Raw genomic sequence first — 26,538 nt, 5'->3', positions numbered from 1 at the left:
ACATCACGAGAGGTGCGTATGCACGATCCGTTTGAACAGTCTTTGCGCGACATGCTCAACGCTTCGCCGTCCAGCCGCGACGACGATGCGTGCCTTGGCCGCGTACTCAAAACCGCCAACCGCCAGGTCGGCGCCGGTGATCTGTTCAGCCTGCTGGGCCGCTGGCTGCCCGCGCTGATGATCGCCCTGAACAATGGCTCGGCGCATGTCTCGCCGGTTTCCCGTCTTCGTAAAACTACCGCTCGCACTGCTGATAAGGCTGATTGAATATGGAACTTGATCTCTGGACTCAGAGCCTCGTCACTGCAATGACTGCGTTGTGGACCAAAGTCGCTAACTTCATTCCGAACCTGTTCGGCGCACTGGTTGTGCTGCTGTTGGGTTTCGTCGTGGCCAAACTGCTCGATACCTTGCTCTCCAAATTGCTCGCCAAACTGGGCCTCGATCGCCTGATGGGCGGCACCGGGCTGACCAAGCTGATGTCGCGCGCCGGGCTGCAAGTGCCGATCTCGACGCTGATCGGTAAAATCGTCTACTGGTTCGTTCTGCTGATTTTTCTGGTTTCTGCGGCAGAATCCCTTGGCCTCGAGCGAGTTTCAGCTACGCTGGACATGCTGGCGTTGTATCTGCCGAAAGTATTCGGCGCCGCGCTGGTGTTGCTGGTCGGGGTCCTGCTGGCGCAACTGGCCAACGGGCTGGTGCGCGGCGCAGCAGAAGGCGTAGGCCTGGACTACGCTTCGGGGTTGGGGCGGATCGCGCAGGGGCTGGTGATCATCATCAGCATCTCGGTGGCGATCAGCCAGCTCGAGGTCAAGACCGACCTGCTGAACCATGTGATTGTTATCGTATTGATTACCGTTGGTCTGGCAGTTGCGCTGGCCATGGGTTTGGGAAGCCGGGAAATCGCCGGTCAGATTCTTGCGGGAATCTATGTGCGTGAGCTGTATGAGGTTGGGCAACAAGTGCGTGTTGGCGAGGTCGAAGGCCAGATCGAAGAGATCGGCACGGTTAAAACCACATTGCTGACCGATGAGGGTGAGCTAGTCTCTCTCTCCAATCGGATCCTGCTGGAACAGCATGTGAGTAGCCGCTAAACCGGCAAACCCTGCTAATGTATGCCGCCGCAAAATGCCAGCCGAGGCTGGTTGTGGCGGACATTGACCTGACTGTCGGCACGACTTGTTTTGAATAAAGCCCAACCGCTATCCACGCGCTACGACCCCCGCGAGCTCTCTGATGAGGAGTTGGTCGCGCGCTCGCATACCGAGCTGTTTCACGTAACGCGCGCCTACGAAGAGTTGATGCGGCGTTACCAGCGAACATTATTTAACGTCTGCGCGAGATATCTTGGGAACGATCGCGACGCAGACGATGTCTGTCAGGAAGTGATGCTGAAGGTGCTGTACGGCCTGAAGAACTTCGAGGGGAAATCGAAGTTCAAAACCTGGCTTTACAGCATCACTTACAACGAATGCATCACGCAGTATCGGAAGGAACGGCGTAAGCGTCGCTTGATGGACGCTCTCAGTCTGGACCCTCTTGAAGAAGCGTCTGAAGAAAAGGCGCCGAAGCCGGAGGAGAAGGGTGGGCTTGATCGCTGGCTGGTGTATGTGAATCCGATTGACCGCGAAATTCTGGTGCTACGATTTGTCGCAGAGCTGGAGTTTCAGGAGATCGCAGACATCATGCACATGGGTTTGAGTGCGACAAAAATGCGTTACAAACGCGCTCTAGATAAATTGCGTGAGAAATTTGCAGGCATTGCTGAAACTTAGTTCAGCGCAAATATCTCTTACGTGTAGGCAAGTTCTGATAGACTTGCCGCCGAGTTGTCCCCCGGTTTGCGGGACTGCTTCACAATCACCAGATGGGGATTTAACGGATGAAACTGAAAAACACCTTGGGCTTGGCCATTGGTTCTCTTATTGCCGCCACTTCGTTCGGCGCTCTGGCACAAGGCCAAGGCGCAGTTGAAATCGAAGGCTTCGCTAAGAAAGAACAATTCGACAGCGCTCGTAACTTCAAGAACAACGGCAACCTGTTCGGCGGTTCGATCGGTTACTTCCTGACCGACGACGTTGAACTGCGTCTGGGCTACGACGAAGTGCACAACGTACGTGCCGACGATGGCAAGAACGTCAAAGGCGCTAACACCGCTCTGGACGCTCTGTACCACTTCAACAACCCAGGCGACATGATTCGTCCATACGTTTCGGCCGGTTTCTCTGACCAGAGCATCGACCAGAACGGTTCGAACGGTCGTAACCGTTCCACCTTCGCCAACGTTGGCGGCGGTGCCAAGCTGTACTTCACCGAGAACTTCTACGCCCGTGCCGGCGTTGAAGCTCAGTACAACATCGACCAGGGCGACACCGAGTGGGCTCCTAGCGTCGGTATCGGTGTGAACTTCGGTGGCGGCTCCAAGCCAGCTGCTGCTCCAGTTCCAGCACCTGCTGAAGTCTGCTCCGACAGCGACAACGATGGCGTTTGCGACAACGTTGACAAGTGCCCGGACACCCCAGCCAACGTAACCGTTGACGCTGATGGCTGCCCAGCAGTTGCTGAAGTTGTTCGTGTTGAGCTGGACGTGAAATTCGACTTCGACAAGTCGGTAGTCAAGCCAAACAGCTACGGCGACATCAAGAACCTGGCTGACTTCATGAAGCAGTACCCATCCACCACCACTACTGTTGAAGGTCACACTGACTCCGTCGGTCCTGACGCTTACAACCAGAAACTGTCCGAGCGTCGTGCAAACGCCGTTAAGCAAGTTCTGACCAACCAGTACGGTGTTGAATCGTCCCGCGTTCAGTCTGTTGGCTACGGCGAATCCCGCCCAGTTGCTGACAACAAAACTGACGCTGGCCGCGCTGTAAACCGTCGCGTAGAAGCGCAGGTTGAAGCTCAAGCTAAGTAATTAGCTGCCGCTGATGGAAAAGCCCGGCTCAGGCCGGGCTTTTCTTTGTCTGCGATTTGGCTTTGAATCTTGAAAGATCGCAGCCTGCGGCAGCTCCTACATTCAGATCATATGTGTCCTGTAGGAGCTGCCGAAGGCTGCGATCTTTGGCTCTTGAGCAACAGCCGCCACCGCACCAATCACCAGAATCGCCGGGCTTTTCAATTCAAACGCCGAGGCATCCTCAGCCATCGCAGTCAAATCACTGCGACATTCACGCTGATGCGCCAAAGAGGCGTTTTCGATCATCGCCACCGGCGTATCCGCCGCCATCCCTCCGGCCAGCAGATGATCACGAATCTCGCCCAGCTTGGCCACGCCCATGTAAACCACCAGCGTCGTCCCGCCTTGCGCCAGCGCCTGCCAGTTCAACTGGCTGTCATCCTGGGTATGCGCAGTCACCAACGTTACTCCGCGCGCCACGCCCCGCAACGTCAGCGGAATATCGCACTGGGTCGCCCCGGCCAGCCCAGCGGTGATGCCATTGACCAGTTCCACTTCAACGCCACGCTCGCGCAACCACTGCGCTTCTTCGCCACCGCGGCCGAAAATGCACGGATCGCCGCCCTTCAGGCGCACCACGCATTTGCCCTGGCGGGCATAACGCAGCATCAGCCGATGGATAAATGCCTGCGGGGTCGAACGGCAGCCGCCGCGTTTGCCCACCGGGATCACCCGCGCAGCCGGGCAGTGCTCCAGCACCGCGTCGTTGACCAGATCATCGATCATCACCACATCGGCCTCGCGCAATGCGCGCACCGCTTTGAGCGTCAGCAACTCCGGATCGCCAGGGCCTGCGCCCACCAGCCAGACTTTCGCATTCATGGTGTTGTCCTCGTTAAATGACCGCGACCGGCCGCGCTTCGGCAGCCAGCAGACGCTTGATTTCCGGCACGCAGGAACCGCATTGCGTACCGCATCGGAGATTGTTTTTCAGGCCTTGCAGATCCAGGCCCTGGCGAATGCCGGCGCAGACTGCGTTGAGGCTGACGTTTTCGCAGTTGCACAAGGTCTTGTCGCTCGCAATGGCGCCGACAGCGCCCGGCGGCGCGCTCATCGGCGCGAGCAGCCAGCGCCGCAGTTGTTGGTCGGCGCGGCCCTCCAGCCACAGGCTCTGCAACCAATGTTGCGCGAGGGTTTCGCCGGCCAGGCGAATCGCAGTGATACGGCCGTTTTCGATGCGCACCCGCTTGCCAATGGCGCGACGCGGATCGTCATAGGCCAGAACCGGGCCATCCAGCAGGGACAGGCACTGGTCGATCTCGCCCAGCAGCTGTGGATCCGGCGCCTGGCCGTGTGCAGCGCGTATCAGCAGCGCTGGTCGCTCACGCCCGACAAGGCTGAGGCTGACGTAGGAAAACGCCTCGCACAGCGGTCGTAGCGTCTCGAAATGCCGTTGAACATCACCCTCGATCAAGGCGAACAGTTGCCACGGCAGGTTGACTGCCTCCAGACGCACGCCGCTGTGCTTGAGCTCCGGTTGTTTGGACAGCGGATCAAACGCCGGCAAGGTCAGCGTGTTGACGCCGCCCTTGAGATAGCGATCGCCCCAGTGCATCGGCAGGAACGCCTGGCCCGGACGCACGCTGTCGTCGCTGCCGACCGCAACAATCACTGCGCCACGGCGGCTTTTCAGATTGACCAGATCACCGGGCTGCAAGCGGTGCCGGCGCATTTCGTCAGGGTGCAGGCTCAGCACGGCTTCGCTGACGTGGCCGAACAATTGCGCGGCGGTGCCGGTGCGGCTCATGCCGTGCCACTGGTCACGCAGGCGACCGGTGATCAAAGTCAGCGGGAAGCGCGCGTCGCGTTGTTCCTTGGCGGCGCGGTACGGATCGGCAATGAACCGCGCGCGACCATTGGCTGTAGGAAAAATGCCGTCGCCGTACAAGCGTGGCGTGCCTTGGCGGGCGCCGGCAGGGAAGGGCCATTGCTGCGGACCGATCTCGTCGATCAAGGCATGACTGATCCCGGACAGATCCAGGTCTCGCCCACGGGTCAGCGCTTTGAATTCATCAAACAACTGCGAAGGTTGATCGAAAGCGAACAGGCTTGGCTGCCTGGGGCGCAGACGTTTCTCCAGACGCTGTGCGAAATCCACCGTGATTGCCCAGTCCGGCCGCGCTTCGCCCGGTGCGACAACCGCTTTGCGCACGTGGGAAATGCGCCGCTCGGAGTTGGTCACCGAACCTTCTTTCTCGCCCCAACTGGCGGCGGGTAACAGCAGGTCGGCAAACGCAGCGGTTTCGGTGGTGCGAAAGGCTTCCTGCAACACCACAAACGGGCAGGCCTCAAGCGCTGCGCGGACTGCGCTCTGATCGGGCATCGATTGCGCTGGATTGGTACAGGCAATCCACAGTGCTTTGATTTTGCCGCTGCGCAGGTTTTCGAACAGTTCGATGGCGCTAAGGCCCGGCGCCTCGGGCAAGCTCTCCACGCCCCAATACGCCGCCACCTCGGCGCGATGCTCCGGGTTGGCGGCATCGCGGTGACCGGGCAGCAGATTGGACAAACTGCCGGTTTCCCGCCCGCCCATGGCGTTTGGCTGACCGGTGAGGGAGAAAGGTCCTGTACCGGGCCGGCCAATTTGCCCGGTGGCCAGGTGCAGATTGATCAGCGCGCTGTTCTTTGCGCTGCCGGCGGTGGACTGATTCAGGCCCATGCACCACAGCGACAGGAAGCTCGGCGCAGTGCCGACCCATTCTGCGCATTGCTGCAGTTGCTCGATGCTGATGCCGCACAGTTGCGAAACCATTTGCGGGGTGTAATCGCGGACCAGCGTCTTGAGTTCGGCGAGGCCTTCGGTGTGCGCCTTGATGAAATCGCGATCGATCCAGTCTTCCCACAACAGTAGATGCAAAATCCCATGGAACAAGGCGACATCGGTGCCCGGAAGAATCGCCAGATGCAGGTCAGCCAAATCGCAGGTGTCGGTGCGACGCGGGTCGATCACGATGACTTTCATCTGCGGGCGACGGGATTTGGCTTCCTCCAGTCGACGGAAAAGTACCGGATGGGCGTAGGCCATGTTACTGCCGACGATCATCACGCAGTCGCTGAGCTCCAGGTCTTCGTAACTGCACGGCGGCGCGTCGGCGCCGAGGCTGCGTTTGTAGCCGACCACCGCCGAAGACATGCACAGCCGCGAATTGCTGTCGATGTTGTTGGTGCCGACCAGCGCCCGCGCCAGTTTGTTGAAGGCGTAGTAGTCCTCGGTGAGCAACTGCCCGGAGATGTAGAACGCCACGCTGTCCGGGCCGTGTTCGGCGATGGTTTCGGCAAACACGTTGGTCGCGTGGTCGAGGGCGGTATCCCAGTCAGTACGGCTGCGCGCCAGGCCTTTGCCCAGGCGCAGTTCCGGGTATAAGGCGCGGGCGGCGAGGTCGCCGGTCAGGTGCAGCGTCGAGCCTTTGCTGCACAGTTTGCCGAAGTTGGCCGGGTGCGCCGGATCGCCGCTGACGCCGAGGATGCGCTCGCCGTCATGCTCGATCAGTACGCCGCAGCCGACCCCGCAGTAACAGCAGGTCGAGGCGGTCGTCTGGCGGTTCATCAGATGGCGTCCCGCAGGGCCAGTTGCACCCGGCCATTCTCGACCCGCGCCGGATGGTGATGGGCACAGCCGATGTCCGGCGCCTGAGCTTCGCCGGTTTCCAGGTCGATCTGCCAGTTATGCAGCGGGCAGGCCACGCGCTTGCCATAGATCAGGCCCTGCGACAGCGGCCCGCCCTTGTGCGGGCAGCGATCATCGAGGGCGAAAACCTCGTCGTCGCTTGTGCGAAAAATCGCGATGTCACCTTTCGGCCCGGCAATGATCCGCGAACCGAGGGCGTTGATCTCTTCCAGCGCACAGATATCGAGCCAGTTCATGCCGGCACCTCCAGGTTTTTCACGGGGATCACGTCGAATTCTTTCTTCAGTTGCGGCTGCGCCAGGCGCTCCTTCCACGGGTCCTGTTCGAACGACAGGGAGAATTGCAGGCGCTCATTCAGGGCCTTGCGCCGCTCGGCGTCTTCGAGCACGTTCTTCTTGATGTGGTCCATGCCGACCCGTTGCAGGTAATGCACGGTGCGCTCGAGGTAGAAGGCTTCTTCGCGGTAGAGCTGCAGGAACGCGCCGTTGTATTCACGGACTTCCTCGGCAGTCTTGAGCTTGACGAAGAACTCGGCGACTTCGGTCTTGATCCCGCCGTTGCCACCGATGTACATCTCCCAGCCGGAGTCGACGCCGATAATTCCTACGTCCTTGATGCCCGCTTCCGAGCAGTTGCGTGGGCAACCGGACACGGCCAGCTTCACTTTGTGCGGCGACCACATATTGAACAAGTCGTGTTCGAGCTCGATGCCCAGTTGCGTCGAGTTCTGCGTGCCGAAGCGGCAGAACTCGCTGCCGACGCAGGTTTTCACGGTGCGGATGGATTTGCCGTAGGCGTGGCCGGACGGCATGTCGAGGTCTTTCCAGACGCCGGGCAGATCCTGTTTCTTGATCCCCAGCAAATCGATGCGCTGACCGCCGGTGACCTTGACCATCGGCACGTTGTACTTGTCGGCCACATCGGCGATCCGCCGCAGTTCCGATGGGTTGGTCACGCCGCCCCACATGCGCGGCACCACCGAATAGGTGCCGTCCTTCTGGATGTTGGCGTGGGCGCGTTCGTTGATCAGACGCGATTGCGGGTCGTCCTTGGCCTCGCCCGGCCAAGTGGAAATCAGGTAATAGTTGAGCGCCGGGCGACAGGTCGCGCAGCCATTGGGCGTGCGCCAGTTCAGGTAACTCATGGTCTCGGCGATGGTCAGCAGGTGTTCCTGACGGATCGCCTGACGAATCTGCCCGTGGTTGAGGTCGCTGCAACCGCAGATGGCTTTTTCGCTTTTCGGTTTGACATCGGCCGCGCCACCCACGGTATTGATGAGGATTTGCTCGACCAGACCGGCGCACGAACCGCACGAGCTGGCAGCCTTGGTGTGTTTCTTCACTTCATCGACGCTGAACAGGCCGTGTTCCTGAATCGCCTTGACGATGGTGCCCTTGCACACACCGTTGCAGCCACACACTTCGGCGCTGTCGGCCATGACCATGGCTTTGTCCTGGCCCTGATGTCCTACGTCGCCTAAAGCGTTTTCGCCGAACATGAGGTGATCGCGGATCTCGCCGATGGCGTGATTCTCACGAATCTGCCGGAAATACCAACCGCCATCTGCCGTATCGCCGTACAGACAGGCGCCGACCAGCACGTCATCCTTGATCACCAGTTTTTTGTACACGCCGCCGATCGGGTCGGAGAGGGTGATGGTCTCGGTGCCTTCGCCGCCCATGAAATCGCCGGCGGAGAACAGGTCGATGCCGGTGACTTTCAATTTCGTCGAAGTCACCGAGCCCTGATAGCGAGCGAAACCCAGTTGCGCGAGGTGATTGGCGCAGACCTTGGCTTGTTCGAACAGCGGCGCAACGAGGCCGTAGGCGATGCCGCGATGACTGGCGCATTCGCCGATTGCGTAGATGCGCGGGTCGTAGGTTTGCAGGGTGTCGTTGACCAGAATCCCGCGATTGCACGGAATGCCGGCCTTTTCTGCCAGTTCGGTGTTGGGGCGGATGCCGGCGGCCATCACCACCAGATCGGCAGGAATGATGTCGCCGTTCTTGAACTGCACCGAGCCGACCCGGCCATTGCCGGCATCGTGCAAGGCTTGGGTCTGTTCGCACAGGCGAAAATGCAGGCCACGGGATTCCAGCGCCGATTGCAGAAGCTGGCCGCTGGTCTTGTCCAGTTGCCGCTCCAGCAGCCATTCGCCGAGGTGCACCACGGTGACGTGCATGCCGCGCAGCATCAGGCCATTGGCCGCTTCGAGGCCGAGCAGGCCGCCGCCGATGACTACGGCGTGCTTGTGGGTCCTGGCGGTGTCGATCATGGCCTGGGTGTCGGCGATGTCGCGGTAACCGATCACGCCCTGCAAAGTGTTGCCGGGGATTGGCAGGATGAACGGGGTCGAGCCGGTGGCGATCAGCAGGCGATCGTACTCGGCTTCGGTGCCGTCCTCGGCAATCACTCGGCGTTTGACCCGGTCGATCTCCACCACTTTGCGGTTGAGCAGCAACTTGATGTTGTTTTCCAGATACCAGTCGAGGTCGTTGAGGACGATCTCCTCGAAAGTCTGCTCACCGGCCAGCACCGGCGACAGCAGGATGCGGTTGTAGTTGGTGTGCGGTTCGGCGCCGAAGACGGTGATGTCGTAGAGCTCGTCGCTCAGCTTGAGCAGTTCTTCCAGGGTACGCACCCCGGCCATGCCATTGCCGATCATCACCAGTTTGAGTTTTTTCATCAGGTTCTCCGGGAGCTGCGGCTGGCCTCTGGTGGGCCGTCGGGCCTTGCTCGACAAATTTTGCGCAAACAAAAAAAGGCGTCCCGCTAGTTGCCTAGCGAGGACGCCTTTGTCCTGGTCCCGTTCTCTCGGGAAGCGCAGCCTTCGTCGTTGAAGGTTGGGCTTTATGTATGGTGAAAAGGGTTATGCAGTGGTTGTGCCAACTTGTTATGGCGCCGCAATTGCTGGTTTTTTTGCCCGATTGGAGCTGGCTCGATGCACTTTCTCGAGGCGTGTTGCGCTTTTTTGGAGCGCAGGATCAAAAGATCGCAGCCTTCGGCAGCTCCTACAGGTGTACGCAACCAACTGTAGGAGCTGCCGAAGGCTGCGATCTTTTCAGGGCTGATGAAACAACAAAACCAGCAGCACCACATTCCCCAGCAACGCCACCAACGCCATGGTCCGCCAGACCTTCAACGGCTCTCGCTCGAGTAAAGGCCGGGGTCGCACACTCAAACTTTGCCGCTCACCCTGTTCCAGCACCAGCAGCCACTCTTCAGCGGTTTCAAAGCGTTGCTGCGGATCGGCGGCGACGCCGCGTTCCAGGCTTTGCGCCAGCCAGTCCGGCAGGTCCGGGCGATAGCGACTGGCATTCACCGGTACGCCAAATCGGGGCCGCTGAAACGCTTCGATCTCGCCATAGGGGAAATGCCCGGTGAGCAGGTAATAGAGAGTGACGCCGACTGAGTACAAATCCTGCTGCGCACTCGGTGGTTCGCCGCGAAACGCTTCCGGGGCGATGAAACTAGGCGTTCCCGGCAGGGTCGACGGTGCGTCCTCGGACAGTCCCGGGCAATAAGCCAGGCCGAAATCCAGCAGGCGCAGTTCGCCGTCGTCACCCCGCAGCAGGTTTTCCGGTTTGACGTCGCGATGCAGAATCTGCCGCCGATGCAGCAGCCCGACCGCGCGCAATAGCCGTTCGGCGATGTCCTGCCACTGCGCCAAAGGCAGCGGGCCGCTGTGTTGAAACACGTCGGCCAGCGTCGTCCCGGCGTATTCGCGCATGACGTAATACAAATGCTGACGCTGAGTGCAGGCATGGATTTGCGGAAAATGCCGGCCGGCCACGCGCTTGAGAAACCATTCCTCCGACAGCAATGCCTGCCCGGCTTGCGGATCGTCGGCCAGCCGCGTCGGCAAGGTCTTCAACAGCCAAGACTGGCCCTGACCATCAAGCACGCGATACAGCAATGATTGCTGGCTCTGGCCGATGATGCCTTGCACCTGCCAGCCTTCAAACGCTTGCCCGGGTTTCAGCGTTGGCGGCAGTGGCCATTGCTGCAATTGCACCAGCGCATCGCCGATGCTCGCTTCGCCCAGCGCATCGACGCGCACCAGCAGGGCACTGGCGTTGTCCTGACTGCCCGCCAGATGCGCGGCGTTGACCAAGGTTTGCGCCGCGCTGTGCAGGTCCGGTTGATCACGCAGAATCGCCGCGATCGCGGTATCACCCAAGGTCGACCAGACGCCGTCGCTGAGTAAAACGAAGCTTTCGCCCTCACGCAGTTCGCCGTCGAGGAAATCCAGGACCAGATGCTGATCGAGCCCGAGCGCACGCTTGAGCACGTGTTGCATGCCCGGTTGCTCCCAGACGTGATCCTCGCTGATGCGCTGCAAGCGCTCGGCGTGCCAGCGATAGACCCGGCAATCGCCGACGTGGGCGAGGGTGAAGCGCCGACCGCGCATCACCAGCGCGCTGACCGTGGTCAGCAGCGGTTGCCCGCCGCCGTTGGCCTGCAGCCAGCGATTTTGCGCGAGCAGCAGGCGATCCAGCGCTTGGGCCCCGCTCCAGGTTTCCGGCGTCGCGTAGTAGTCCAGCGCCAGCGCCTGCAAGGTCGAACGCGCGGCGAGGCCGCCATCGGCGCACTGGCTGACGCCGTCGGCGATGGCGAACAGATAACCCTTGCTCACCGCCAGTGCCGGCGCCGGTGTCACCGAACGCAGGGCGTCCTGATTCTCCGCACGCGGGCCGGTGGCGCTGGCTTCGGCGAAGCTCAGTTGCAGGGCCATTCGAGCCTCAGACCCGCGCCGCCGTTACTGCCGCCGAACCCCAGGTGGTTCTCCAGCGACGCTTGACGCCGTGCAAGCCAAACCACGCCAACACACCGAGGCTGGCGAACAACCACAGCGCCAATTGATAGCTGCCGGTGCTTTGCTTGATCGCGCCCATGCCGGCCGCGAGGGCGAAGCCGCCGATACCGCCGGCCATGCCGATCAGCCCGGTCATCACGCCGATCTCCAGACGAAAACGCTGCGGCACCAGTTGGAAAACCGCACCGTTGCCCGCGCCCAAGCCGAGCATGGTGCAGACGAAAAGCGCCAGCGCCGCGTAGGAACTTGGCAGATTGAAGCCCACCGCTGCGATGCAGATGGCAGCGACGGTGTACATCGCCAGCAAGGTGCGGATGCCGCCGAAGCGATCGGCCAGCGCGCCACCCAATGGCCGCATCAGGCTGCCGCCGAACACGCAGGCAGCGGTGTAGTAGCCGGCGGTTACCGGGCTCAGACCGTATTGATCGTTGAAGTAACCGGGCAGGGCGCTGGCCAGGCCGATGAAGCCGCCGAAGGTGACGCTGTAGAAAAACATGAACCACCAACTGTCGCGATCACCGAGGGCCTTGAAGTAGTCGGCCATGGCTTTAGGTTTTGGCCGCTGCGGGGCATTTTTTGCCAACAGGGCGAACAGCACCAAGGTCAAAACCAGCGGGATCAGGGCGAAACCGAAGACATTGCTCCAGCCGAACGCGGCGGCAATCACTGGCGCCAGCAGCGCGGCGAACACGGTGCCGGAGTTGCCGGCGCCGGCGATGCCCATGGCTTTGCCTTGGTGCTCTGGCGGGTACCACTGCGAGGCCAGCGGCAGGGCCACGGCGAACGACGCGCCGGCCATACCAAGAAACAGACCGAGGATCAGCGCCTGTTCATAACTGTGGATGCCGAGTTTCCAGGCGCCGAACAGCGCGCAGATGACGATGACCTGGCCGATTAGCCCGGCGGTCTTGGGCGACAAGCGATCAGCGAGCATGCCCATGGCGAAGCGCAACACCGCGCCGGCGAGAATCGGCGTGGCGACGACGAGGCCGCGTTGCTGGGTGGTCAGGTGCAGGTCGGCGGCAATCTGCACCGCCAGCGGGCCGAGCAGGTACCAGACCATGAAGCTCAGGTCGAAATACAGGAAGGCCGCGAACAGGGTCGGGGTATGGCCGGATTTCCAGAAGCTTGAATTCATCGCGCACCTCGGCTGAAAAGAGTCTCGAAAGGAGTCATGCACAGCAGGTGGAGCGCCTCACGGCCGCACCACCGGCCCCGCTCTGTGGGGCCAAAACGCAAAAACGCCGCTACCTGATTCGCCGAGGGGCGAACGGGGTGAGCGACGTCTTTGTCGTAGGTGGGGCAACCGCCGTTGGTTACCTGTGCGGTTTACTTAGCGAGATTTGTGCCAACAGCTGAAAAGCAAAAGCCCCTCACCCTAGCCCTCTCCCAGAGGGAGAGGGAACCGAGCGGGGGATGGCCGAATCATTTGCCGATCTGAACGATTTCGAGTGAATCCATAATCGACTCGGTCGTTCAGGTCGGCGGACAGCGCAAGACAACGCGGTCGGTCCCCTCTCCCTCCGGGAGAGGGCTAGGGTGAGGGGCTCTTGATTTGCAGCGAAAATTTCAGCCCAGCAACTCACTCATGGCAATGATCTGCTCCGCCACCTGAATCAGCTTCTGCTGGCGGCTCATCGCCTGGCGGCGCATCAGCGTATAGGCCTCTTCCTCGTTGCAGTCCTTCATCTTCATCAGCAAACCCTTGGCCAGTTCAATGCGCTTGCGCTCGGCCAGTTGCTGGTCACGGGCCTGCAATTGCGCGCGCAGGGCCTGGTCACTCTCGAAGCGCGCCATCGCCACATCGAGAATCGGCTGCAACCGTTGTGCGTGAATGCCTTCGACGATGTAGGCACTGACCCCGGACTTGATCGCCTGACGCATCACCCCCGGGTCATGTTCGTCGGTGAACATCACGATCGGCCGGGGCTGGTCGCGGCTGACCAGCACCACTTGCTCCATGACATCGCGGCTCGGTGACTCGGTATCGATCAGGATCACGTCCGGGCGCACCGTTTCGACGCGCGCCGGCAGGTCGATGGTCAGGCCGGACTCGTCGATCACTTCGAAGCCGGCCTCGGTCAGCGCCGCTTTCAGGCGTCCGACTTTTTTCGCGGTGTCGTTGATCAGCAGAATGCGCAACATGTTCGCGGTCTCCTGTCAGCGGCGGGCGAGAAGGGGGGCGGTGTCGTTCAGGGCATGCAGCTTGAAACTGCGCGCATAGCCCGCCGGATCGCTGCCGTCCCAGACCTTGCCGTCGAGCAACAGGCTGCTGCGCAGGTCGGCGTGCGAAGCCGCAATACCGACAGCGCTCGCTGCCTCGCGGTACAGATCCAGACGCTGAACCTGGCGGGCGACGGCCAGATAATCCGGATCCTCGCGCAATAGACCCCAGCGACGGAACTGGGTCATGAACCACATGCCGTCGGAAAGGTAGGGCAGATTGACCTCGCCATCGCCATGAAAACGCAGCGCATGCGGATCCTGCCAGCGATTACCGAGGCCGTCGGCGTAGTCGCCCATGAAACGCGGCTCGATGCACGCGGCGGGGGTGTCGAGGTATTCGGTAGCGCTCAGTAATAGCGCGGTACTGCGGCGGTTTTCCGGGCTTTCTTCGATGAAGCGACTGGCCTCAAGAATGGCCATGACCAGCGCCCGCGCGGTGTTGGGATATTGCTCGACGAATTCGCGGGTGCAGCCGAGGACTTTTTCCGGGTGGTCGGGCCAGATGCTCTGGCTGGTCGCCAGGGTGAAACCGAGATCCTGCTGCACGGCGCTGGCCGCCCACGGTTCGCCGACGCAAAAGCCGTCGATGCGCCCGGCTTGCAGGTGCGCAACCATTTGCGGCGGCGGCACCACCACGCTGTCGACGTCCTGCAACGGATGAATGCCCTGGCTCGCCAGCCAGTAATAAAGCCACATCGCATGGGTGCCGGTGGGGAAGGTCTGGGCGAAGGTCAGTTTTGCGCGGCTTTGGTGCACATGCTGATCGAGCGCTTCAGGACTGTTCACGCCAGCCTGTTGCAAACCATGGGACAGGTTCAGGCTCTGGCCATTCTGGTTCAGGCCCATCAGCACTGCCATGTCGGTCGGGGCGACGCCGCCGATGCCCAGGTGCACCGCGTAAATCAGTCCGTACAGGCTGTGCGCGGCATCCAGTTCGCCGCTGACCAGTTTGTCGCGCAGGTTGGCCCATGAGGCCTGACGTTTGAGGTTCAGCGTCAGGCCGTAGGGCTGGGCGAAGCCCTGGGTGGCGGCGACCACCACCGAGGCGCAGTCGCTCAGCGCCATGAAGCCGAGATTGATCGCGCTCTTTTCCGGCGCATCGCTGCCATTGACCCAGGCCAGCGGCCCCAAGGACGTTTCGTTCATACGCTACCTCAAAAAAAACGTCGTCCCGGATTCTGCGCAGGCAAAACCCGGGGACGACGCCATTGTCCTGGCCTGCGCGCCGTCATTGGTCGGCAGACTGATGAGCGGGGTGGTGCAAGGCATATGCCAGTCGCCTGATTCGCGCAGGCGCCTCGCGCCGGGGGACGATGCCCGGCTATAATCGCCGCCTCTTTTCGCCGCCCGAGTCATTGCCGCCCATGTACACCCTGGCCCGTCAGCTGTTGTTCAAACTTTCCCCGGAAACCTCCCACGATCTGTCGCTGGATCTGATCGGCGCGGGTGGACGTTTGGGCCTCAACGGCTTGCTGTGCAAGGCACCGGCGAAAATGCCGGTGACCGTCATGGGGCTCGAATTTCCGAACCCGGTGGGGCTGGCGGCAGGTCTGGACAAGAACGGCGCGGCCATCGATGGCTTTGCGCAACTGGGTTTCGGTTTTGTCGAAATCGGCACCGTGACCCCGCGTCCGCAGCCGGGTAACCCGAAACCACGAATCTTCCGCCTGCCGGAAGCCGAGGCGATCATCAACCGCATGGGTTTCAACAACCTTGGTGTGGACAACCTGCTGGCGCGGGTCGCTGCGGCGAAATACCAGGGCGTGCTGGGCATCAACATCGGCAAGAATTTCGACACCCCGGTCGAGCGTGCGGTCGACGATTACCTGATCTGCCTGGACAAGGTTTACGCCCACGCCAGCTACGTCACCGTCAACGTCAGCTCGCCGAACACCCCGGGCCTGCGCAGCCTGCAGTTCGGCGACTCGCTCAAGCAATTGCTTGCGGATCTGGCCACGCGCCGCGCCGAACTGGCTCTGCGTCACGGTAAGCATGTGCCGCTGGCGATCAAGATCGCGCCGGACATGACCGACGAAGAAACTGCGCAGGTCGCCCAGGCGTTGATCGAAACCGGCATGGATGCGGTGATCGCCACCAATACGACTTTGAGTCGTGTCGGCGTCGAAGGCATGGAGCATGGCGACGAGGCGGGCGGTCTGTCGGGTGCGCCGGTGCGTGAAAAGAGCACCCATACCGTGAAAGTGCTGGCGGGCGAATTGGCCGGGCGTTTGCCGATCATTGCTGCGGGCGGGATTACCGAAGGTAAACATGCGGCGGAGAAGATCACGGCCGGTGCAAGCCTGGTGCAGATCTATTCGGGCTTCATCTACAAAGGCCCGGCGCTGATTCGTGAATCGGTGGATGCGATCGCCGCGTTGCGAAAATAACACCGGTCCCTGTAGGAGCTGCCGAAGGCTGCGATCTTTTGATCTTGATCTTGATCTTGATCTTGATCTTGATTTGAAAAGATCAAAAGATCGCAGCCTTCGGCAGCTCCTACGGGTTATGTGCTCGGCACAAAAATGCAGGTATTAAAAAGGGCTCCTCGAAGGAGCCCCTGGGCCGTAGCCCGCCGTCCGGGAAGGACGTGCGTGGTTAATTCATTGCAAATTCAGATTGTCGTGTCGGAATAAATGCCCTGTGTCAGCCGACGGCGTGAAGTTCGTTGAGTCTGTGGATTCCCGCAGTGCCGGTCATACCGTCCCAGTTGTCGCCGCGTCCTTCTCGCCAGCCGTTGATCCAGGCTTGACGTACCGACGGTAGAGTAAATGGGCAAAGCTCACGGGATTTGCCACCAACGCCATATTGATATCCGCGCAAAAATGCTCTTTCCAACGGATCACGCTTAAGTCTTCTCATAGGGTGTTTCCCTCACTTGTTGACTGTAGTGTCGCGTTGACCTCAATTGAGGTCTGGCAGAAAAAACCTGCCATCGTGCGGCTCGCTGCCGGCGTGGCGAGCCAAGGTGTTGACGCCGTTGCGACGTCAACCTGTGCTCAGTTCTAACCAATGAGTCACACCGAGGGAATGATCGTTTTGTCATAAGCACGTAACGTAAAGGATGCTATGGCGATAAGTAACCGCGTATTTATTCAACGTTCAATGCGCAAACCCCGGTATGATCGGCGCCCCGCTGACTTAGGGGGTTAATCCTTTAGTGAGAATGACCCACGTTTGCGCTTGGGTAATATTCGACGAAGGGTCGCTTTCAGTCTTTTTGTTGCACCAACTTTTTTATCTGTCCCGGCATCTAAGCTCTTTTAACCCGAGCAGCGGGGATGGAACGGCACACCTTCGTGCCACGCGGGCGCTCTTTCAGAAAAGCGCCTGATTGAAAACCGGGTCGGCAATGCGTTGCCGGCCCACTAGCCAAAGGCTCTGGAATTACCATGTCCGATCGTTTCGAACTCTTCCTCACTTGCCCCAAAGGCCTTGAAGGCCTGCTCATCGAGGAAGCCGTCGGGCTTGGCCTTGAAGAAGCGCGCGAGCACACCTCCGCCGTGCGTGGCATGGCGACCATGGAAACCGCTTATCGCCTGTGCCTCTGGTCGCGTCTGGCCAACCGGGTGTTGCTGGTGCTCAAGCGTTTCCCGATGAAGGACGCCGAAGACCTCTACCACGGCGTGCTCGACATCGACTGGCAGGATCACATGCTCAGCGACGGCACCCTGGCCGTCGAATTCAGCGGCCACGGCTCGGGCATCGACAACACCCACTTCGGCGCGCTGAAAGTCAAAGATGCCATCGTCGACAAACTGCGCACGCCACAGGGCGATCGTCCATCCATCGACAAACTCAACCCGGACCTGCGCATTCACCTGCGTCTGGATCGCGGCGAAGCGATTCTGTCCCTCGACCTGTCCGGCCACAGCCTGCACCAGCGTGGCTATCGCTTGCAGCAGGGCGCGGCGCCGCTGAAGGAAAACCTCGCGGCGGCAATCCTCATCCGTTCCGGCTGGCCGCGAATTGCCGCCGAAGGTGGCGCACTGGCTGACCCGATGTGCGGTGTCGGTACGTTTCTCGTCGAAGCCGGGATGATTGCCGCCGACATGGCGCCGAACCTGCGTCGCGAGCAGTGGGGCTTTACCGCGTGGCTCGGTCACGTGCCGGCACTGTGGAAAAAACTCCATGAAGAAGCCGTCGAGCGTGCCGCCGCCGGTCTGGCCAAACCGCCGCTGTGGATTCGCGGTTACGAAGCCGATCCACGATTGATTCAGCCAGGCCGCAACAACGTTGAACGTGCCGGCCTCAGCGAGTGGATCAAGATCTACCAGGGCGAAGTGGCGACCTTCGAGCCGCGCCCGGATCAGAACCAGAAAGGTCTGGTCATCTGCAACCCGCCGTACGGCGAGCGTCTCGGTGACGAAGCCAGCCTGCTGTATCTCTACCAGAACCTCGGCGAGCGTCTGCGTCAGGCCTGCCTGAACTGGGAAGCGGCGGTGTTCACCGGCGCCCCGGATCTGGGCAAGCGCATGGGTATCCGCAGCCATAAGCAGTATTCGTTCTGGAACGGCGCGCTGCCGTGCAAACTGCTGCTGATCAAGGTTTTGCCGGATCAGTTCGTCACTGGCGAGCGCCGCACTCCGGAACAGCGTCAGGCCGAGCGCGAGCAAGCGGCTTACGACCAGACCCCGGACGAGCCGCAAGAGCGCAAGTTCAACAAGAACGGCAACCCGATCAAGCCGACGCCGGCCCCGGCGCCAGTGATCGAACAGCCGCGCCTGAGCGAAGGCGGGCAGATGTTTGCCAATCGCTTGCAGAAAAATCTCAAGGCGATGGGCAAGTGGGTCAAGCGCGAAGGCATCGATTGCTACCGCGTCTATGATGCCGACATGCCGGAATACGCGATGGCCATCGACCTGTACCACGACTGGGTGCACGTTCAGGAATACGCCGCGCCGAAATCCATCGACCCGGAAAAAGCCTCGGCGCGCATGTTCGATGCGCTGGCGGCCATTCCGCAGGCGTTGAACGTCGACAAGAACCGCGTGGTGGTCAAGCGCCGCGAGCGGCAGAGCGGCACCAGGCAGTACGAGCGTCAGGCGGCGCAGGGCAAGTTCGTCGAGGTCAATGAAGGTGGCGTGAAGTTGCTGGTCAACCTCACCGACTACCTCGACACCGGCCTGTTCCTCGATCACCGGCCGATGCGCATGCGCATCCAGAAAGAGGCGGCCGGCAAACGCTTCCTCAATCTGTTCTGCTACACCGCGACCGCCAGCGTGCACGCGGCCAGGGGTGGCGCGCGCAGCACCACCAGCGTCGACCTGTCGAAAACCTATCTGGACTGGGCGCGGCGCAACTTGTCGCTGAACGGTTTCTCGGACAAGAACCGTCTGGAGCAGGGCGATGTGATGGCGTGGCTGGAAAGCAGTCGCGACGAATACGACCTGATCTTCATCGACCCGCCGACGTTCTCCAACTCCAAGCGCATGGAAGGCATCTTCGATGTGCAGCGCGATCAGGTGCAGTTGATCGACTTGGCGATGGCGCGGCTGGCACCGGGTGGCGTGCTGTATTTCTCCAACAACTTCCGCAAGTTCCAGTTGGAGGAAAACCTCGCCGAGCGTTATGCGGTCGAGGAAATCAGCGCGCAGACCATTGATCCGGATTTCGCCCGCAATACCAAGATCCACCGCGCCTGGAAAATCACGGCTCGTTGACGCTTTCACTGGTTGGATCCACAGAGCCTTGATTTTTAACGGCTCGGGGGATCCAGCGGTGCTGGCTAAATTAGTGGCTAATAGCTATAACTCACACACCGCCAATGGGGTTTTCCCGCAAATCTGGCGGAGTGAGTCGTGCTTATGCCGTTGCACCCCGTGCGCCCGAAAATCCTCGGTTTCATCAGCGAAGACGTTTCAGCCTGGCTGGTCGCGCTGTTGGTATTGCTCGCCGGCGGGATTCTCACCGGGCTGCTCGCATGGGGCACCTTCAACCAGTTTCAGCAACAATCGCGTCAGCGCTTTCAACTGCTGGCCAATGAACGCTACAGCCGCATCGCCGAACGTTTTCAGGATCAGGAGCAACGTCTCGATGGTCTGCGGCGGTTCTTCGCCAACTCCGAATCGGTGTCCCGCGCTGAGTTCGATGGTTACTCTCGACCCTTATTGCTGCGCACCCAAGCCTATACCTACGCGCCGCGAGTCAGCGGTGCCGAACGGACCGCGTTCGAACAGCAGGTGCGTGATGAGGGCCTGAGCGAGTTCACCATTCGCGAACTGGACGCCAAAGGCGAATTGCAACTGGCGGCGCCGCGCGACGAATACGTGCCGGTGCTCTACACGCAAACCCAAAGCCGACTGGCGCCACCGCTGGGCTACGACTTGCTCGCCCAACCCTTGCGCCGCGAAACCCTGCAACGCGCCGACCAGCTCGGCAGCATGGCGGTGTCGCAACCTATGCATCTGGTCGGGATCGAGCCGTCGTACGCGCGTGGTGTGCTGCTGCTGGCGCCGGTCAGTCGCGCTGGAGAGTCGCAGCCGTTCGGCTATGTGATGGCGGTGATCAGCATGCGCCAGTTGCTCGCCGACGGATTGCCCGATGCCCTGCACGATTATCTGTCGGTGCGCATTCTCGACCTGTCGACCCAGGATCAGCACGAAGCGCTGTTCGAATCGAGCAACGAGGCGGTGCCCGGCGATCTGGCGGCGACGCGCTTGCTGCGCATGGCCGACCACGACTATCAGGTCGATATCCTGCCGAGCGAAGCGTTCATGCAGGCCAACCATTCGTCGGTGGGCAGCGTGATCATTCTGGGCGGCTTGCTCAGCGCGCTGCTCAGCGCCTTGCTTTACGTGCTGGTCAGCCAGCGCCAGCGCGCGGTGCGCCTGGTCGAGGTGCGCACCCAGGAGTTGCACGAGCGCGAGCAGGAATTGCGCGGCACCCACGGTCAACTGCGCGGCGTTCTGAATGCCGCCACTCAGGTCGCGATCATTGCCACCGACCTGCGCGGGGTGATCAACACCTTCAACCCCGGCGCCGAGCAAATGCTCGGCTACAGCAGCGCCGAAGTCGTTGGGCGCATGACCCTGGAGAACCTGCATTTACCACGGGAACTGGCGGCGCGTTCGGCCGAGTTGAGTGCGCGCTACGGCAAAAGCATTCCGACTTGCCACGCGATGCTGGTCGAGGGCGGCGAGGTCGGCGGCCATGAAGCGCGCGAGTGGACGCTGGTGCGCAGCGACGGCAGTCATCTGCCGGTGAACATGCTCGCCACCCCGGTGCTTGACGAACAAGGCCTGTGGGTCGGTCATCTGGCGATCTGCATCGACATCACCGAGCGCAAACGCGTGCACGAAGTGCTGGCAGCACGCGACACATTGCTGAAGAAACTCAGCGCCCATGTTCCCGGTGGCATCTACCAATTCAAGATGGAATTCGACGGACGCTTCAGCGTGATCTACGCCAGCGATGGCATCCGCGAAATCTACGAGCTGGAGCCGGATGTGCTGCTGCTCGACTCCGAGGCGATCTTCAGTCGTATCCACCCGCAGGATGCGATTCGCGTGCGCAGCTCGATCCGCGAATCGGCGGAAAACCTCAGTCCTTGGCGCGAGGAGTACCGCGTGCAACTGCCCGAGCGCGGTCTGCGCTGGGTGCGCGGCGAGGCGACACCGGAAGAGCTGCCGGGCGGCGGAGTGCTGTGGCACGGTTATATCTCGGATATCTCCGATCTCAAGCGCGTGGAAGAGGAATTGCGCGCGTTGTCGATCACCGACTCGCTGACCGGCATTCACAACCGCCGCTATTTCCAGGAACGCCTGACCACCGAAATGGCCCGGGTCGAGCGTGGCGGCGGTGAGTTGTCGGTGATCATGCTCGACATCGACCACTTCAAACGCATCAACGATCAGTTCGGCCACGCCGTCGGCGACCGCGTGCTGCAGGCAGTCTGCGAGCGGATCGGCCATCGCCTGCGCCGCACCGACGTGTTCTGCCGTTTGGGCGGTGAAGAGTTCATGGTGCTGTGCCCGGACATCGACGGCGAACACGCCTACATGCTGGCGATGGAGTTGTGGGAAGGTTTGCGTAGCGCGCCGGTGGACGTGGTCGGCTTGGTCACCGCGAGTTTCGGCATCGCCAGCTGGCGCCCGGGGGAGGGCGCAGATGCGCTGTTGCTGCGCGCTGACTCAGGGGTTTACGCGGCGAAGCAGAATGGCCGGGATCGGGTTGAGCGGGAGATGAGCTGAGCCGCTGATGCTCGATACACCACAAACCTGTGGGAGCTGGCTTGCCAGCGATAGGGTTATTCCAGTCAGCATATTCGGTGACTGACAGTCCGCTATCGCTGGCAAGCCAGCTCCCACAGGGTTTTGTGGTGTGGCTTGGATTGGGTTACAGCACCGAAGCGGTCTGCGGCAGTTTCGGCTGTTTGTACAGATCCAGCAGCACCTGATCGAGCACCGACGAGGCGCCGAACGGGGCCTTGTCGTTGAGGATCGCCACTACCGCCCAGGTATTGCCATTCACATCACGGCTGAAACCGGCGATCGCGCGCACGGTGTTCAGGGTGCCGGTCTTGACGTGGGCTTCGCCGCGCATCGCCGTGGTTTTCAGGCGTTTGCGCATGGTGCCGTCGGTACCGGCAATCGGCAGCGAGCTGATGTATTCGGCGGCGTACGGGCTGTGCCAGGCGGCCTGCAGCATGTTGGCCATCTCACGCGCGCTGACCCGCTCGGCCCGCGACAGACCGGAGCCGTTCTCCATCACCAGATGCGGCGCGGTGATGCCTTTCTTCGCCAGCCACTGACGCACCACGCGTTGCGCAGCCCGGGCGTCGTCACCGTCGGCATCGTTGCGGAAACGCTGGCCAAGACTGAGGAACAGCTGCTGGGCCATGGTGTTGTTACTGTATTTGTTGATGTCGCGGATGATCTCGGCCAGATCCGGCGAGTACGCGCGGGCGAGCAGTTTGGCGCCGCTCGGCGTCGGTGCCAGACGATCCTTGCCCTGGATGCTGCCACCCAGCTCCTTCCAGATCGCCCGCACGGCGCCGGCGGTGTAGGTCGCGTGGTCGAGCAACGACAGGTAGGTCTGCGAACTGCAGCCTTCGCCCAACTGGCCGCCGACGGTTACGGTCACGCTGCCATCGGCCTGCGGCACCGGGTTGTAGCGCACGCCGCCGGTGCATTGCTTGGACGGCAGCGCCTTGACGGTGTTTTCGATACGAATGCTGGCAATCGGCGGCTCAACCGAAATCAGTACGCGGCCACCGTCATTGCGCGCGACGAAGCGCAGGGCCTTGAGGTTGACCAGCAATGAGTCGGGCTTGACCAGGAACGGCTTGTTGTCGTCGTTGCCGTCATCGTTGAATTCCGGCAATTGCGGCTGCACGAAGAAGTTGCGGTCGAGGATCAGGTCGCCGGTGATCTGGGTCACGCCGTTGGCGCGCAGGTCGCGCATCAACAGCCAGAGTTTCTCCATGTTCAGCTTCGGGTCACCGCCACCCTTGAGGTAGAGGTTGCCGTTGAGAATGCCGCCGCTCAGGTCGCCGTCGGTGTAGAACTCGGTTTTCCACTGATGGTTGGGGCCGAGCATTTCCAGCGCCGCGTAAGTGGTGACCAGTTTCATTGTCGAGGCCGGATTGACCGAGACGTCGGCGTTGAACACGGTCGGCGTGCCCGGACCGTCGAGCGGCACCATCACCAGCGACAGCGCAGTGGGCTGCAACTTGCTGGCCTTGAGGGCTTTTTCGACGTTCGGGGTGAGGGAAGTGTTGATGGTGGCAGCGGAGACAGGCAGGGCCAGAGGCAGAAGAAGGCCGGCGAGAAACAGTGGACGCAACGATTTGATCATATGCAATAAAACCCTGCAAAAGAGGGGAAAAAAGACGAGGACATGGATGAAAAGGCCCTCAGTGGTCATGAAAGTGTCGGCATTATGCCCCAAGCTGTAACAGCTTGTGCCGTGTCGCGACCGGCCAATCGCTTATTTTTTTACAGGCGGTCAGCCGCAGCGACCAGAGAGTCGGGCAATCGCCGGCTTAAACTGGTAAAGTGCCGGCCGTTATTACTTAAGAGGATTGTTCCAATGGCGACTAACCGTTCCCAGCGTCTGCGCAAAAAACTGTGCGTTGATGAATTTCAAGAGCTGGGTTTCGAACTGAACCTGGATTTCAAAGAAGATTTGGCTGATGAAGCCATTGATGCTTTCCTCGACGCGTTCCTCAAAGAAGCCATGGAAGCCAACGGTCTGGGTTATGTTGGCGGCGACGACTTCGGTCTGGTGTGCCTGCAGAAGCGTGGCTCGGTCAACGAAGAGCAGCGCGCTGCCGTTGAAGCCTGGCTGAAAAACCGCTCCGAGCTGACCAAGTACGAAGTCAGCCCGCTGCTGGACGTGTGGTATCCGGAAAAGCCGATCAACGCGGCTAAGTGATACTGAAAAAACGGCGACCTTCGGGTCGCCGTTTTTTTTCGTGGATCAAAAGATCGCAGCCTCGTTTCACTCGTCAGCTCCTACCTGTTCGCGATCCCCTGTAGGAGCTGTCGAGTGCAACGAGGCTGCGATCTTTGCTTCTAGGCTTTACGCCAATTCAAAATCACCAGCGTCAAAACCCCCGCCACAATCCCCCAAAACGCCGAACCAATGGAAAACAGTGTCAGCCCCGACGCCGTGACCATGAAGGTGATCAACGCCGCTTCCCGTTCCTTCACCTCGTTCATGGCAATGCTCAAGCCATTGATGATCGAGCCGAACAGCGCCAGCGCGGCAATCGACAGCACCAGTTCTTTCGGCAACGCCGCAAACAATGCCGCCAACGTCGCGCCGAAGACCCCGGCAATCCCGTAGAACACCCCGCACCACACCGCTGCGGTGTAGCGCTTGTTGCGATCTTCATGGGCATGCGGGCCGGTGCAGATCGCCGCGCTGATCGCCGCGAGGTTGATGCCGTGGGAGCCGAACGGCGCCAACAGCAGCGAGGCAATGCCGGTGGTGGTGATCAGTGGCGAGGCCGGGACGTTATAGCCATCGGCACGCAGCACGGCGATGCCGGGCATGTTCTGCGAGGTCATCGCCACCACGAACAGCGGAATGCCGATGCTGATGGTCGCGGCCAGGGAGAAGTGCGGCGTGGTCCAGACCGGGGTGGCCACTTCCAGGTGAAAGCCGCTGAAATCCAGCAGCCCCATGAAGCCCGACAGCGCAGTGCCGATCAGCAGCGCCGCGAGCACGGCATAGCGTGGTGACAGGCGCTTGACCAGCAGATAAGTGAAGAACATCCCCAGCACCAGACCGGTACGGTGTTGCGCGGCGACGAAGATTTCGCTGCCGATCTTGAACAGGATCCCTGCCAGCAGAGCTGCCGCCAAAGAGGCCGGGATCTTTTTTACCAGCCGTTCGAAGCTGCCGGTCATGCCGCAGATCGTCACCAGCACCGCGCAGGTGATGTAGGCGCCGATTGCCTCGCCATAACTGACGCCGCCCAGGCTGGTGATCAGCAACGCCGCGCCGGGGGTCGACCAGGCGATGGTGATCGGTGTGCGATAGCGCAGCGACAGGCCGATCGAACACACCGCCATGCCAATCGAAATCGCCCAGATCCACGAGGAAATTTGTCCGCTGGTCAGCCCGGCCGCTTGCCCGGCCTGGAACATCAGCACCAGCGAACTGGTGTAACCGGTCATCATCGCGATGAAACCGGCGACGATGGCGGAAGGCGAAGTGTCGGCCAGAGGGCGCAGGCGGGCGTGGGTGGCGTCGGTCATGACGGCGGTGTTCCTTATACCAATGGAGATGTCCGCCACAACACATCCCCTGTAGGAGCTGCCGAAGGCTGCGATCTTTTGACTTTGATTTTAAGAAGCAAGATCAAGAGATCGCAGCCTTCGGCAGCTCCTACATAAGGGGATTGTGCGTAGAAGGCGGATTCTGCGATCAAGCCTAAACTCAAACGTAACTCAGTGTTGCAATACAGCCGCAGGCGCAAACAGCCGTACAGTCGTGTTGCCACCATTCATTGTGTACAATCGCGCTGTTTTTTACGCGATACTTGCCAGCGACCTACTGTGCCGTATTACAGTCACGGTCTATTCGCCGCAGTTTTCCCGACTCGAGTGCCCATGAACGAACAGTTGCAACCCCTCAAGAAACAACCGCGAGCAGGCAAAGCCGGCCGCAGCGGAACCCAGGACGATATTGTCTACGCGCATATCTTCGAGGCCATCCTCGAACAGCGTCTGGCGCCCGGCACCAAGTTGAGCGAAGAAGCGCTGGGGGAAATCTTCGGGGTGAGCCGCACCATCATTCGCCGCGCACTGTCGCGTCTGGCCCATGAAGGCGTGGTGCTGTTGCGGCCGAACCGTGGCGCCGTCGTCGCCAGCCCGAGCGTTGAAGAGGCGCGTCAGGTGTTTCTCGCCCGGCGTCTGGTCGAGCGGGCGATCACTGAACTGGCGGTGCAACATGCCACTGCCGAGCAGATCGCCGAACTGCGGCAGATGGTCAACGACGAGCGCGACAGCTTCTCCCGTGGCGATCGTGGTGCCGGTATTCGACTGTCGGGCGAATTCCACCTGAAGCTGGCGGAAGCGGCAATGAACGCACCGTTGATCAGCTTCCAGCGCAGCCTGGTGTCGCAGACCTCGCTGATCATCGCCCAGTATGAAAGCGGCAACCGCTCGCATTGCTCGTACGACGAACACACGCAGTTGATCGACGCCATCGAAAAGCGCGACGGCGAACTGGCGGTGAACCTGATGATGCATCACATGGATCACATCGACAGCAAGCTCAACCTCGACGAGGAAGGCGCGTCGGATGATCTGCATGCGGTGTTCTCGCATTTGTTGCAGACCAAGAAGCCGGGGCGTCCAGCGGCCAAGCTCTGATCTGAAACCGAGTCGCCCCAATCGCTGGCAAGCCAGCTCCCACAGGTTTCTCGGTGTATCGCAGATTTGGTGAACCCCACAAAAC

At 61.0% G+C, this 26,538-nt stretch carries 20 protein-coding genes; 9 read left to right on the top strand and 11 right to left on the bottom strand.

Annotation, left to right across the window (positions count from 1 at the left end; genetic code table 11):
* Positions 1-18: 18 nt before the first annotated feature.
* The 4 genes from D8U60_RS20470 (at position 19) to D8U60_RS20455 (ending at position 2,917) form a co-directional block, all read left to right on the top strand.
* Positions 19-267, top strand: a complete 249-nt coding sequence (locus D8U60_RS20470; RefSeq protein WP_003223293.1) for a hypothetical protein — start codon at positions 19-21, stop codon at positions 265-267.
* Between the two features lie 2 nt (positions 268-269).
* Entirely contained in the window at positions 270-1,094 is an 825-nt protein-coding gene (locus D8U60_RS20465) for a mechanosensitive ion channel domain-containing protein (RefSeq protein ID WP_016773831.1), read from the top strand.
* A 90-nt stretch (positions 1,095-1,184) separates the two neighbouring features.
* Positions 1,185-1,775, top strand: a complete 591-nt coding sequence (sigX, locus tag D8U60_RS20460; protein ID WP_016773832.1) for an RNA polymerase sigma factor SigX — start codon at positions 1,185-1,187, stop codon at positions 1,773-1,775.
* Between the two features lie 107 nt (positions 1,776-1,882).
* A complete protein-coding gene (locus D8U60_RS20455; protein WP_016773833.1) occupies positions 1,883-2,917 on the top strand; it encodes an OmpA family protein in 1,035 nt (344 codons plus the stop codon).
* A 102-nt stretch (positions 2,918-3,019) separates the two neighbouring features.
* Here the strand turns inward: D8U60_RS20455 and cobA are convergent, their stop codons facing one another.
* The 8 genes from cobA to D8U60_RS20415 all read right to left on the bottom strand — a co-directional run bounded on the left by cobA (position 3,020) and on the right by D8U60_RS20415 (position 14,775).
* Positions 3,020-3,781, bottom strand: coding sequence for a uroporphyrinogen-III C-methyltransferase (cobA, locus tag D8U60_RS20450; protein WP_130900788.1), 762 nt, complete (start codon positions 3,779-3,781; stop codon positions 3,020-3,022).
* Between the two features lie 13 nt (positions 3,782-3,794).
* Complete coding sequence (locus D8U60_RS20445) at positions 3,795-6,506, bottom strand: nitrate reductase (RefSeq protein WP_130900787.1); 2,712 nt, start codon at positions 6,504-6,506, stop codon at positions 3,795-3,797.
* Complete coding sequence (gene nirD / locus D8U60_RS20440; RefSeq protein ID WP_016773836.1) at positions 6,506-6,823, bottom strand: nitrite reductase small subunit NirD; 318 nt, start codon at positions 6,821-6,823, stop codon at positions 6,506-6,508. The genes D8U60_RS20445 and nirD overlap by 1 nt, the downstream gene beginning before the upstream one ends.
* Positions 6,820-9,273, bottom strand: a complete 2,454-nt coding sequence (gene nirB, locus D8U60_RS20435; protein WP_130900786.1) for a nitrite reductase large subunit NirB — start codon at positions 9,271-9,273, stop codon at positions 6,820-6,822. The genes nirD and nirB overlap by 4 nt, the downstream gene beginning before the upstream one ends.
* 375 nt (positions 9,274-9,648) lie before the next feature.
* Positions 9,649-11,322 (bottom strand): bifunctional protein-serine/threonine kinase/phosphatase, encoded by a 1,674-nt coding sequence (locus D8U60_RS20430; protein WP_130900785.1) that lies wholly within the window; start codon positions 11,320-11,322, stop codon positions 9,649-9,651.
* A gap of 7 nt (positions 11,323-11,329) precedes the next feature.
* The gene (locus D8U60_RS20425; RefSeq protein WP_016773839.1) at positions 11,330-12,541 is read right to left on the bottom strand and encodes a nitrate/nitrite transporter; all 1,212 of its coding nucleotides are present in this window, start codon (positions 12,539-12,541) and stop codon (positions 11,330-11,332) included.
* Positions 12,542-12,972: 431 nt separating this feature from the next.
* Complete coding sequence (locus D8U60_RS20420) at positions 12,973-13,548, bottom strand: ANTAR domain-containing protein (RefSeq protein ID WP_007916390.1); 576 nt, start codon at positions 13,546-13,548, stop codon at positions 12,973-12,975.
* 15 nt (positions 13,549-13,563) lie between these two features.
* Complete coding sequence (locus tag D8U60_RS20415; RefSeq protein ID WP_130900784.1) at positions 13,564-14,775, bottom strand: CmpA/NrtA family ABC transporter substrate-binding protein; 1,212 nt, start codon at positions 14,773-14,775, stop codon at positions 13,564-13,566.
* A 218-nt stretch (positions 14,776-14,993) separates the two neighbouring features.
* Here D8U60_RS20415 and D8U60_RS20410 point away from each other — a divergent pair, with 218 nt between their 5' ends.
* Positions 14,994-16,016, top strand: a complete 1,023-nt coding sequence (locus tag D8U60_RS20410; RefSeq protein ID WP_122881602.1) for a quinone-dependent dihydroorotate dehydrogenase — start codon at positions 14,994-14,996, stop codon at positions 16,014-16,016.
* Positions 16,017-16,272: 256 nt separating this feature from the next.
* Here the strand turns inward: D8U60_RS20410 and D8U60_RS20405 are convergent, their stop codons facing one another.
* Positions 16,273-16,488, bottom strand: a complete 216-nt coding sequence (locus tag D8U60_RS20405) for a ribosome modulation factor (RefSeq protein ID WP_003223300.1) — start codon at positions 16,486-16,488, stop codon at positions 16,273-16,275.
* Between the two features lie 530 nt (positions 16,489-17,018).
* Between D8U60_RS20405 and rlmKL the strand changes: the two genes are divergently transcribed.
* Together rlmKL and D8U60_RS20395 are read left to right on the top strand one after the other, a co-directional pair.
* On the top strand, positions 17,019-19,289 hold the full coding sequence (gene rlmKL / locus D8U60_RS20400; protein WP_130900783.1) for a bifunctional 23S rRNA (guanine(2069)-N(7))-methyltransferase RlmK/23S rRNA (guanine(2445)-N(2))-methyltransferase RlmL: 2,271 nt from the start codon (positions 17,019-17,021) through the stop codon (positions 19,287-19,289).
* A 144-nt stretch (positions 19,290-19,433) separates the two neighbouring features.
* Positions 19,434-21,818, top strand: a complete 2,385-nt coding sequence (locus tag D8U60_RS20395; RefSeq protein ID WP_122750995.1) for a diguanylate cyclase — start codon at positions 19,434-19,436, stop codon at positions 21,816-21,818.
* 145 nt (positions 21,819-21,963) lie between these two features.
* On the opposite strand, the gene dacB is transcribed toward D8U60_RS20395, so the two are convergent.
* A complete protein-coding gene (dacB, locus tag D8U60_RS20390; protein WP_024012313.1) occupies positions 21,964-23,424 on the bottom strand; it encodes a D-alanyl-D-alanine carboxypeptidase/D-alanyl-D-alanine-endopeptidase in 1,461 nt (486 codons plus the stop codon).
* A gap of 234 nt (positions 23,425-23,658) precedes the next feature.
* Here dacB and D8U60_RS20385 point away from each other — a divergent pair, with 234 nt between their 5' ends.
* The gene (locus D8U60_RS20385; RefSeq protein ID WP_130900782.1) at positions 23,659-24,003 is read left to right on the top strand and encodes a YggL family protein; all 345 of its coding nucleotides are present in this window, start codon (positions 23,659-23,661) and stop codon (positions 24,001-24,003) included.
* Positions 24,004-24,143: 140 nt separating this feature from the next.
* Here the strand turns inward: D8U60_RS20385 and D8U60_RS20380 are convergent, their stop codons facing one another.
* A complete protein-coding gene (locus D8U60_RS20380) occupies positions 24,144-25,334 on the bottom strand; it encodes a benzoate/H(+) symporter BenE family transporter (protein ID WP_130900781.1) in 1,191 nt (396 codons plus the stop codon).
* A gap of 354 nt (positions 25,335-25,688) precedes the next feature.
* On the opposite strand from D8U60_RS20380, the gene D8U60_RS20375 reads away from it, so the two are divergent.
* The gene (locus D8U60_RS20375; protein ID WP_007918375.1) at positions 25,689-26,453 is read left to right on the top strand and encodes a GntR family transcriptional regulator; all 765 of its coding nucleotides are present in this window, start codon (positions 25,689-25,691) and stop codon (positions 26,451-26,453) included.
* The last annotated feature ends 85 nt before the right edge of the window (positions 26,454-26,538 follow it).

This window comes from Pseudomonas sp. Sample_11 (assembly GCF_004307505.1).
Lineage (GTDB): Bacteria > Pseudomonadota > Gammaproteobacteria > Pseudomonadales > Pseudomonadaceae > Aquipseudomonas > Aquipseudomonas atacamensis.
Note: the sequence above shows the minus strand (reverse complement) of the source record. Positions and strands in the feature narration are given on the sequence as shown.